The sequence below is a fragment of the Methylobacterium sp. A49B genome (assembly GCF_053346215.1).
The window spans coordinates 1-8401 of record NZ_JBKFBO010000064.1 but is presented as its reverse complement, the minus strand read 5'-3'; the positions used below and the strand labels follow the sequence as shown (position 1 = coordinate 8401).

At 65.1% G+C, this 8401-nt stretch carries 13 protein-coding genes and 1 pseudogene; 8 read left to right on the top strand and 6 right to left on the bottom strand.

Annotated features, from left to right (window positions below; all coding sequences use genetic code 11):
* The first annotated feature begins 32 nt into the window (after positions 1 to 32).
* The 5 genes from ACLBX9_RS05340 (at position 33) to ACLBX9_RS05320 (ending at position 2712) form a co-directional block, all read left to right on the top strand.
* A complete protein-coding gene (locus ACLBX9_RS05340; protein WP_447718184.1) occupies positions 33 to 1088 on the top strand; it encodes a peptidoglycan-binding protein in 1056 nt (351 codons plus the stop codon).
* Positions 1088 to 1537 carry a hypothetical protein gene (locus tag ACLBX9_RS05335; RefSeq protein ID WP_447718183.1) on the top strand — a complete coding sequence of 150 codons (450 nt, stop codon included), beginning with the start codon at positions 1088 to 1090 and terminating at the stop codon, positions 1535 to 1537. Before ACLBX9_RS05340 ends, ACLBX9_RS05335 begins: the two co-directional genes overlap by 1 nt.
* 46 nt (positions 1538 to 1583) lie before the next feature.
* Positions 1584 to 1784, top strand: a complete 201-nt coding sequence (locus tag ACLBX9_RS05330) for a hypothetical protein (RefSeq protein ID WP_447718182.1) — start codon at positions 1584 to 1586, stop codon at positions 1782 to 1784.
* A 206-nt stretch (positions 1785 to 1990) separates the two neighbouring features.
* A complete protein-coding gene (locus ACLBX9_RS05325; RefSeq protein WP_447718181.1) occupies positions 1991 to 2248 on the top strand; it encodes a hypothetical protein in 258 nt (85 codons plus the stop codon).
* Complete coding sequence (locus ACLBX9_RS05320; protein ID WP_447718180.1) at positions 2245 to 2712, top strand: hypothetical protein; 468 nt, start codon at positions 2245 to 2247, stop codon at positions 2710 to 2712. The genes ACLBX9_RS05325 and ACLBX9_RS05320 overlap by 4 nt, the downstream gene beginning before the upstream one ends.
* 102 nt (positions 2713 to 2814) lie before the next feature.
* On the opposite strand, the gene ACLBX9_RS05315 is transcribed toward ACLBX9_RS05320, so the two are convergent.
* The 3 genes and pseudogenes from ACLBX9_RS05315 to ACLBX9_RS05305 all read right to left on the bottom strand — a co-directional run bounded on the left by ACLBX9_RS05315 (position 2815) and on the right by ACLBX9_RS05305 (position 4228).
* On the bottom strand, positions 2815 to 2997 hold the full coding sequence (locus ACLBX9_RS05315) for a hypothetical protein (protein WP_447718179.1): 183 nt from the start codon (positions 2995 to 2997) through the stop codon (positions 2815 to 2817).
* A 346-nt stretch (positions 2998 to 3343) separates the two neighbouring features.
* A pseudogene (locus tag ACLBX9_RS05310) lies at positions 3344 to 3901 on the bottom strand (PAS domain-containing protein); the annotation flags it as partial.
* A gap of 147 nt (positions 3902 to 4048) precedes the next feature.
* Complete coding sequence (locus ACLBX9_RS05305; protein WP_447718178.1) at positions 4049 to 4228, bottom strand: hypothetical protein; 180 nt, start codon at positions 4226 to 4228, stop codon at positions 4049 to 4051.
* Between the two features lie 618 nt (positions 4229 to 4846).
* Between ACLBX9_RS05305 and ACLBX9_RS05300 the strand changes: the two genes are divergently transcribed.
* Together ACLBX9_RS05300 and ACLBX9_RS05295 are read left to right on the top strand one after the other, a co-directional pair.
* The gene (locus ACLBX9_RS05300) at positions 4847 to 5095 is read left to right on the top strand and encodes a DUF6894 family protein (RefSeq protein WP_447718177.1); all 249 of its coding nucleotides are present in this window, start codon (positions 4847 to 4849) and stop codon (positions 5093 to 5095) included.
* A gap of 125 nt (positions 5096 to 5220) precedes the next feature.
* Positions 5221 to 5475 carry a DUF6894 family protein gene (locus ACLBX9_RS05295; RefSeq protein WP_447718176.1) on the top strand — a complete coding sequence of 85 codons (255 nt, stop codon included), beginning with the start codon at positions 5221 to 5223 and terminating at the stop codon, positions 5473 to 5475.
* Positions 5476 to 5626: 151 nt separating this feature from the next.
* On the opposite strand, the gene ACLBX9_RS05290 is transcribed toward ACLBX9_RS05295, so the two are convergent.
* Positions 5627 to 6432, bottom strand: a protein-coding gene (locus tag ACLBX9_RS05290; protein WP_447718175.1) for an IS5 family transposase whose coding sequence is annotated in 2 segments (ribosomal slippage) — positions 5627 to 6102 and positions 6102 to 6432 — 807 coding nt in all. Because the reading frame shifts where the segments join, the coding sequence is not laid out codon by codon here.
* Between the two features lie 255 nt (positions 6433 to 6687).
* On the opposite strand from ACLBX9_RS05290, the gene ACLBX9_RS05285 reads away from it, so the two are divergent.
* Positions 6688 to 7083 (top strand): hypothetical protein, encoded by a 396-nt coding sequence (locus ACLBX9_RS05285; RefSeq protein WP_447718174.1) that lies wholly within the window; start codon positions 6688 to 6690, stop codon positions 7081 to 7083.
* On the opposite strand, the gene ACLBX9_RS05280 is transcribed toward ACLBX9_RS05285, so the two are convergent.
* Positions 7076 to 7303: a hypothetical protein gene (locus tag ACLBX9_RS05280; RefSeq protein WP_447718173.1), complete on the bottom strand. Its 228-nt coding sequence runs from the start codon at positions 7301 to 7303 to the stop codon at positions 7076 to 7078. The genes ACLBX9_RS05285 and ACLBX9_RS05280 overlap by 8 nt on opposite strands.
* 151 nt (positions 7304 to 7454) lie before the next feature.
* A complete protein-coding gene (locus ACLBX9_RS05275) occupies positions 7455 to 7823 on the bottom strand; it encodes a response regulator (protein WP_447718172.1) in 369 nt (122 codons plus the stop codon).
* Between the last annotated feature and the right edge of the window lie 578 nt (positions 7824 to 8401).

The following is an 8401-nucleotide window of genomic DNA, read 5'->3' as shown; positions in this document are numbered from 1 at the left end:
TCTCCATCCCCTTCTGAACCCTGGTGCCCGTCATGACCGACTGGAAGCGGATCCTGCCCGCGGTCGCAGCCCACGCGCGCGCCGACATCGTGGCCGCGTTCATCGCGGCCGATGACCGGATCGCGGCGGCCGAGATCATCACGCCGCTGCGCATCGCCCACTTCGTCGCCCAGGTGGCCACGGAGACCGGCGGCCTGACCAAGCTCGAGGAGAGCCTGTTCTACACGGCCGAGCGGCTGTGCGCGGTCTGGCCAAAGCGCTTCCCGAACCTCGCCGCGGCCAGACCCTACGCCGGCAACCCGAAGGCGCTGGCCGAGAAGGTCTACGGCGGTCGCCTCGGCAACGTGCAGCCCGGCGACGGGTGGCGGTACCGCGGCGGCGGCGCGCTGCAGACCACGGGGCGAGCGAACTACCGCGCCGCCGGGTTCGAGGCCAATCCGGATCGCCTGCGCTCGCCGGCCGGCGCGATCGCGGCCGCGCTCACCTACTGGACCGACAACGACTGCAACGCGCTCGCCGACGCCGACGACGTCGAGGCCCTGCGCCGCCGCGTGAACGGCGGCACGATCGGGCTGTCCGAGTGCCGCGCCTACCTGGCCAAGGCGAAGGCGGCGCTGCGCGTGATCCCGGCCCAGGCGAAGCTCAAGGCGCTGCGCTATCCCGTGGGCAAGGTCGACGGCGACCACGGCGACCGCACCACGGCCTCCGTGCAGCTCCTGCAGAAGAAGGCCGGCCTGCCCGTCACGGGCGAGCTCGACGACGACACGCTCGCTGCGCTCGACACCGCCGAGGCGCTCCCCGTGGCGGCCAAGGACGCGAACCTGGCGCGGAGCCGCACCGTCCAGGGCGCGGGCGTGGCCGGGTCCTTCGGCTTCGCCGAGGTCGCCCAGAGCGTCAGCGAACTGAAGGACCAGGCCGAGAGCGCGCAGGCCCAGATCTCGGCCGGCACCGTCTTCGGCTTCGTCATGGGTGCGCTGATCGTCGCCGGCGCCCTCTACGCCCTGTACGCGCGCTGGGACGATGCCGGCCGGCCCATGCCGGACGTCCTCGCGCGCCGCTTCCCGAAGCTCACCGGAGCGCGCGGCTGATGTTCGACTTTTCCTGGACCGCCATCCTCCTGGCGGTCGCGCCCCTCATGCGGGCCGCGATCTCGCCGGTGACGCTCAAGATCCTGGCCGCGGCGTTCGCCGTCCTGGTGATCGGGCGGATCGTCCTGCCCGCGCGCCTGCGAATGGTCTCCCGGACGATGGCCGCCGGCGTCGCGGCCTTCGCCTTCTGCTGGCAGGTCGCGGTGACCGACGGGGCGCAGCGCATGCTCGCCCACGACCACGCCGTGGCGCTGCAGGCCGAGCAGCTGCGCGCCGAGAAGGCGGAGGCGATCACCCACGAGGCGCTGGAGCTGCGCGCCCGCGACCAGGCCGCCCACGACGCCGACCTCTCCAAGATCAAGGAACTGACCGATGCGCTCGCCCGTGATCCGCGCCGTGATGGCGTGTGTCTGCCTCGCGATCTCAGTCGGCGGCTGCGCAAGCTTTAGGGCCGGACCGCCCGCGATCAATCCGCTCGCGCCGGCCGACATCCGGGTGACGCTGCCCGATCCGCCCGAGGGCGTGGCCGCGTGCCTGCTTGAGACCTTCCCGAATATCCCGGATCGATCGCTGACCAGGGCCGACGTCGTGCGCATCATCGGTCGGGCCAAGGTGCTCGACCGGTCGAAGGCGGCGTGCGGCGAGCGGGCTGTGGCTTGGATCTCCGCCGTGCGGCGCGACTTCGCCAAGCCCTGACGCCCGACCAAGTCTCGCGAAAGTTTCGCAGGCCTTCCCGGCCTCGCCGACGGCGGTTGCCTCTCATCCACCGAACACGAGTCGGCTTGTCTCTCACGAGAGGCCGGTTCGCTGAACACAACGCGCGACCGGAACGCCGGCGTGCGCCTCTCAGGACTTGGGGGCCCACCATGCCCGATACCGGACCGGACGGCCGGAGCTCTTCGATGGAGGTCGCGTTCGCGCGCTTCGAGGGCTCGGTTTCGACCGAGATCAAGAACCTCGCTCACGACGTGAAGAACCTCGTGGCCTCGCTCGCGGCCTACGCGACCACGCGCGACCTGAGCGCGGCCGAGCAGCGGATCGACAAGCTGGAACGGGCTCAGACCTGGCTCATCCGCACGATCGCGGGCGCCATCATCACCGCCTCGATCTCCGGCGTCGGCGGCCTGGTGTGGTGGGTCGCGAAGGCGGCGCACCCATGAGCAGCGCCGAGTTCCGGGCCTACAAGGCCGCGCTGGCCGCGTGCGTCGTCGCGTGGCTGCTGCTGCTCGCCTTTGTGGCCGGCCCCCACGTCGCGGCCGGTCTCTTCCCGGTCCGCACTGAGCTGCGCGTCGACCAGGTCACGCGCACGCGTGAGCGCCTGTGCTGGGACCTGTCGGGGCTCAAGGTCCGCGACGGCGCCACCGACGACCTCGACGTCTTCCTGTACGCAGCCGGGATCGCCGGGCGGATGGTGGTCTCTGTCTACGGTGAGGCGGACGGCATCCCGTGGCGCAGTATCGGCTCGACGCCAATCGGACCGTTCCACAAGCGCTACTGCGTGGATCTCGGGCGCATCCCGGCGTCGGCGCCGGTGCGGCTGGAGATGACGGTCTACTACCCCGACGCCTTCGGCCTGCTGCGCGTGCCGCTGCGGATGCCGGATGTCAGCGCGCCAGGCACGTAGCGTCGCTTCACATCCTACTTCACACCGCCTTAGGCGCCCTTGGCTTCGGCCGGGGGCGCCTTTCGTCGTTTTGCGGGGTGGGCGAGGAGCCTGACAGGCCACTCAGTCCTTCGCGTAAATCATAACTCGAATGGCGGGATCGAGTAGCGAGACATTGGGAAATCCAAGACGGAAGTCGTGCATCACCTCGGCAATCTGCTGATCGAATTGTGCCTTTTCATCTAATACGATGTCGCGAGAGAAGAACGATTTGCCATCACGAGTAATTCTGACCGTGTAAATCACAAACTTGATCCAGCGCTCGACCTGCCGATGTCGATAGCAGAAGGGTCGTGTCTGGGCGCGGTGGCGTTCCGCCTCATCCTCAGCCTGTCCAATAATGGCTGGGTTGCGGATTGGAACTGCCCGCCTCCCGGCGCGTAGACCTCGCGCATGAAGACCTCTCGAACCTCAGCCCCGCCGGCGCCGCCGCGCGGGGCTTTTCTTTATTCGCAATCGGGATAGACTGATTTCAGGTCTAAAGCCCTCCCCAAGCGCACGGACCTGAGAAAGCCCGCCCGGTCCGCCGGCGCGGGCTTTTCTTTGGCGCCCATGCCGTTCGCATATACGCGTCTAAGACGAATGCGGCGGTTCAGTTTTGCGTTCTAGGGGGTCCGACGCGGGTCGCTAGCTCACACCCGACCTCAAACAGCGCTAAACGCAGGCCGGGCAGCGCCGATCTGGCGCCGTCGCTCTCGATGAGCGAATGAGCCAGGATCAGGTAGTCCGCGATCTGGTCCAAGTGATCTGTTGCAATCGTCGCGGGGTGCGTCGGGGGTGGCACGAACCGTTCGACGTTGCCGTAGGCTTTGAGTTCCTTAGTTGCACAAGCCGCGATCTCGGTCAGCGAGCCCAGGTAGCCGAGGAACGTGTAATCTGGTGGGCCTATAGACGGAATACCGCCGACACCCACCCAGCGATAATCACCTGATGGATCGACAAGCCGATATCTGATGCTGAACTCGGATATCTGCGATAGCGCCTTGTCCAGTGTTTGCTCTACGATCGGCCTGTCGTCCGGGTGGACGCAACCCAGCCAGCCTCGTCCAAGCGAGTTCTCGACGGTTTGCCCGGTAAGGCTAGGCCAATCGGAACTTGTATGAATGGTCTGGCCATCGGCATCGGTAACAAAAATCATGGGGCCCCGCGATTGGACCTGTTCCCGTCAACATAGCTCACGGGACCTTGACCTCAAGGCGACTATCAATCGCAAGTAGAACTTGGCATACCAGCGCACGCGGCCGGTCTGGCGCGCTCAGCGCAGCGAGGCCCAATGAACGATCGAGAAGCGGCTCTGTCACGCCTCCAGACGATCGCTGATATGCTCGGTATACCTATCGACCAGCTGCGCGCGGCAGAGGCGCCTCTGAAGCGGTGGGCTGACAACGAGTGCTTGCGCCTGTGGCACCGTCTTAAAACGGACGCTGGCCGCGATGCCGCGCTGGATGCTCTCCGCAAAATTCTGGATGGCGAACACGGCTAGAACGCTATTCTTCGCCCGTGGGATCGGACGCTCCCCCGCCGCCTGAATAGATCGGGGCTGAGCCGCGCGGCTGACCCTATCCAGATCGATCCGGATTAGTCCGAGAGCATTCCAGCCTGTCCGGTTCGCCCGTGGCGGGCCTTTTGCTCGTCGATCTAACTAGGCATGAGCGTACGCATGGCCTGTGCGAGGGCTTGGGCCTGGTCACGGGTGAGCCCAGTCACCAGCACCGTGTCATCCCTGCACAGGACGTAGGAGCCGTCTTCAGTCGCGCGAATGCGGATCATTGTGCCTCCTGGCATCGGCCGATAGAGGGTAGCTTAACAGTGAATTCAGTATTGAACAGGGGGAACTCACTCGATTGCCAGTTTCCGGGAACCTCCGGGGGCTTCGCGAGTATTAAGATCTCACGCAATCCCCCTCACTGGCCCGCCCGGCTCGCCGCGGCGGGCTTTTTCGTTTGCTATCGGACGCACGCTCGAACTGCTCGGTAGATCTAATCTGGTATATTACAGATACTGCCTGATCACGGGAGATGAGTTATCGCCGTCAGGTAATCCTGGCGCCGGTAATCGAAGGAAATTAGCCCTCATCTGATCCCCAGAGGAGCGCGTGCCGCGATACTTCTTCCATGTCCAAAACGGGTACAGCTCGCCCGATCGGGATGGTACGGTTCTCTCCTGCTCGGCGGAGGCACGTCGAATGGCGATCAAGCTCGCTGGCGAGATCCTGCGGGACGAGGCGGAAAAGATGGATCTTGGAACCACATGGCGGCTCGACGTCGTCGATCAAGCTCAGGCGTCCGTTTTTGCGATCGAGGTCCAGTTCGATAGACCCGGCTCGGACAGGCAGCTGAACTGAGGCCGTGGTCTGGGCGGCCAAACGCCACGTCCGCCTGTCTGCTGGATTCGTAACCCCTCCAAAATTCGCATGCTAGGCTCGCCGCACAGGCGCGCCACTCGGGTCTCGTCTCTGCTCGTGGACCCATGATGCGCTTTTTCTTCGACACCCATGCGGGCAGCCTGTCCGAGTGGGATGATGTGGGCGCGCCAGCCGTCGGCATCGATGAAGCGGTGGCCCATGCCAGATATCTGCTGATGGTTCTCTGCAGCGACAGCGAACGTTTGGGCCACGATCTGCGCGCCACCATCATGATCCGCGACTGGAGCGGCATACCGATCGCGACCGTGACAAGTCAGGGCAAAGAAGAACCTCGCGTCATCCGGTCGGGACAGCGATGACGTGAGAGGCGTATTGGCTCGGCTTGCACGCCGGTGAGCTCGAGCGCGTTCCGCTACGTGCCACTTGACCTCTCGCCGATCGTGATACCGCGACGAACGCTCGAAATTACACGCTCGCTCGCATCATCAGTTCGAGCCCAATTTAGAGCGCCTAACAGAACCGTTTGATCTGCTTGAGGGTGATGAGGCTCGCGGCCAGGGTTGTGCAGGCCTCGTAGATGTCGCCGCGCCGCTCGTAGCGGATGGGCAGGCGGCGGAAGCGGTTGAACCAGGCATGGGTCCGCTCGACGACCCAGCGGTGACGCCCGAGCCTCTCGCTGCTCTCGATGCCTTTGCGCGCGATCCGCGGCACGATCCCGCGCGCCCGGCACTCCCGGCGTCGTGCTTTGGCATCATAGGCCTTGTCCGCGTGCAACTTGTCCGGACGATGCCGCGGGCGTCCGCGCCGCCCGTTGCGCAGGGGCGGGATGGCGTCGAGGGTCTGGGCCATCATCACGCTGTCGTGTCGGTTGGCGCCGCTCAGGCAGAAGCCGAGCGGCGTGCCGCGCGCGTCGGTGACGAGGTGGCGCTTCGTGCCCGGCTTGCCCCGATCCGTCGGGTTCGGGCCCGTGGCAGAGCCCCTTTTTTGGCCGGGACAGACGCACTGTCCAGGCTCGCGCGGCCCCAATCGATCTCGCCCGCCGCGTGCAGGCGCTCCAGCAGGATCTGATGCAGCCGCGCCCAGACGCCTGCCGCCTGCCAGTCGCGCAGGCGGCGCCAGCAACTCATCCCGCAGCCGCAGCCCATCTCGGCGGGTAGCATCTCCCAGGGCAGGCCAGAGCGCAGCACGAACAGGATGCCGGTCAGCGCCGCACGGTTCTCGAGCGGGCGCCGCCCGCCCTTCGGACGCGGCCGGGGCGGCGGAAGAAGCGGGGCGATCTCAGTCCACAGATCGTTGGGAAGAAGGGGGCGAGCCATCCCAGCCAACGCCCGACCACACGATCCGTGCCCATTCTGTTAGGCGCTCTTAGTCCTGCTCCGGTTTGGCGACCGACGCTTGCGCGACTTGCATGGCCTCCGCATGACCTGAGCCTCAAACTCTCGCGACTGGTGGATCATCCCTCCGCTGCTGTCACCGGGGCGCAGGAATTGACGCAGAGTGTAGGTCGGCATCCCTCACTCCGGCCGAGTGTCGAAATTGAGAGGATCAATCGTTCGGCGACCTTCTCGCGCATGGCGCTGCCTCGCTTCACTGGCGAGCCTGCTCCAGCCAGTATCGAAGCGGTCGTAGAGTCTGCCAACGATGCCGAGCATCAAGTCCAGTGCTTTACCGAAGAGCGCTACAGCGGCCATGAAACTCGAGATGAAATGGCGACCAATCCAACGGAACATGCGCACGGTGCCTGCGGGTTCGAAGCGCGGCCCGAAGCCGCCCAGCCGACGACGCGGGAACTGGAACTTCGATCCCCGCGGCAGATGCGACCGAATGGCGATCTTCCCTTCGATCGATCCGATTCCGGGACGCCATCAGTGAGATCGGGGGCTCCCCCGCCCGGTGGGCAATTAGAGGCGATCCAGTGGGGCGTTGGCACCGCATCAATCGAGGCAGGATCGTTTAGTTTTAAATGAGATTTGTGGCTGCGCCTCCGAAGCGCTCCTGCAACTCGGCCCGCCCGGCTTCAGTGATCTGATATTCGACGATCTTCTTCTCAGGATCCGTTCGGCCGGTCGCCGCGACCAAGCCAAGCACCTCGAGCCGCCGCATGTAGGCGGTCACTTGGTAGAAGCGTGCACCGGTCTGAGCCAGGGTCTGAAGGCGGTAAAGGCTGGCAGGCGGGAGCTTGTACATCGCCCACCTGTACAGCGACTGACAGATGTGGCGCCACTAACTGTGGCGCTCCGCCGGCCCGTAGCAGATAGGGGCGGCGCCAAGCAGACGTCTCATCCGAGCAACGCACCGACGCGTGAGGGCAACGAGGACTGAGAACGGTGTTCTAAGCTTAATGCAGCCGCAGTACCTGCAACGCCTTGCGTACCAATCGCTCGCCACATGGCTTGGCGATGAAATGCGCATCTTCCGGCAGCAACGCGGCTTCGTCCGGCATGCAACCCGAGCACACGATGATCCGTGTCTCGGGCCAGCGCGCGCGGACCGCGTGAGCCAGATCGCAGCCGTCCATCGTGCCAGGCATGTTCACGTCGGTGTAGAGGAGTGCCACACCATCATTGGCCTCCAAGTGCTGGAGAGCGCCAAGCGCATGCTCCGCCTCTAGGACGTCGAAGCCCATTGCTGTCAGCATGTCGGCGGCCACGAGGCGCGCGAACTCCTCATCTTCGGCAAGGACAGCGATGGGGCGGGGCACGGACATGGTTTAGAGAATGCGGGCAACCGTCCCGCGTTTCAGCGTAGCCGCAGATTTTTCAGATCACGCTCTTTGTCGCTTCCTTAGCGGAAGCAGATCGAGCGCCTGTCCAAGCATGCTTCAAACTGTCGATAGTTCGCGCTCACCATGATCGTTTGCTGTGAATCAACGTGGAGGCGCCCGGTAGCTGACACCCTGAAGTGCGAGTCTGACCTGGAAAGATGCGGATAACCCCCACGATGCGCCTTGGGCCGATCCACATGATTTGCCGCACCCGTAAAGGCCTGGGGTGAGCTGGTCAGCGGAACCGACTTCGACGCGTCTTTGGCTACTAAATCAGACGCCGAGCGTGCCGATTTGCGAGTTCGCAGTAAAGGTTCGCTAATCCGCGGTCCTGTTTCCGAGCGCCGTATTAACCCGCCGCCTCACGTACAAGCGGCCGGGGTGAATGTCCCAGCCGCCGTTTAAGTGAGGATGCTGATGTTTAGCGCAGGAGCTGGAGCACGCCCTGCTGGGCCGAGTTGGCCAGCGACAGCGCCGAGATGCCCATCGACTGACGCGTCGTGAGCGCCTGCGAGTTCGCC

Excerpts from the sequence above, each read along its gene's own strand:
- ACLBX9_RS05285 (WP_447718174.1), top strand. The coding sequence starts at position 6,688 with ATGGCGCTGCCTCGCTTCACTGGCGAGCCTGCTCCAGCCAGTATCGAA.
- ACLBX9_RS05335 (WP_447718183.1), top strand. The coding sequence starts at position 1,088 with ATGTTCGACTTTTCCTGGACCGCCATCCTCCTGGCGGTCGCGCCCCTC.
- ACLBX9_RS05325 (WP_447718181.1), top strand. The coding sequence starts at position 1,991 with ATGGAGGTCGCGTTCGCGCGCTTCGAGGGCTCGGTTTCGACCGAGATC.
- ACLBX9_RS05295 (WP_447718176.1), top strand. The coding sequence starts at position 5,221 with ATGATGCGCTTTTTCTTCGACACCCATGCGGGCAGCCTGTCCGAGTGG.
- ACLBX9_RS05280 (WP_447718173.1), bottom strand. The coding sequence starts at position 7,303 with ATGTACAAGCTCCCGCCTGCCAGCCTTTACCGCCTTCAGACCCTGGCT.
- ACLBX9_RS05275 (WP_447718172.1), bottom strand. The coding sequence starts at position 7,823 with ATGTCCGTGCCCCGCCCCATCGCTGTCCTTGCCGAAGATGAGGAGTTC.
- ACLBX9_RS05320 (WP_447718180.1), top strand. The coding sequence starts at position 2,245 with ATGAGCAGCGCCGAGTTCCGGGCCTACAAGGCCGCGCTGGCCGCGTGC.
- ACLBX9_RS05340 (WP_447718184.1), top strand. The coding sequence starts at position 33 with ATGACCGACTGGAAGCGGATCCTGCCCGCGGTCGCAGCCCACGCGCGC.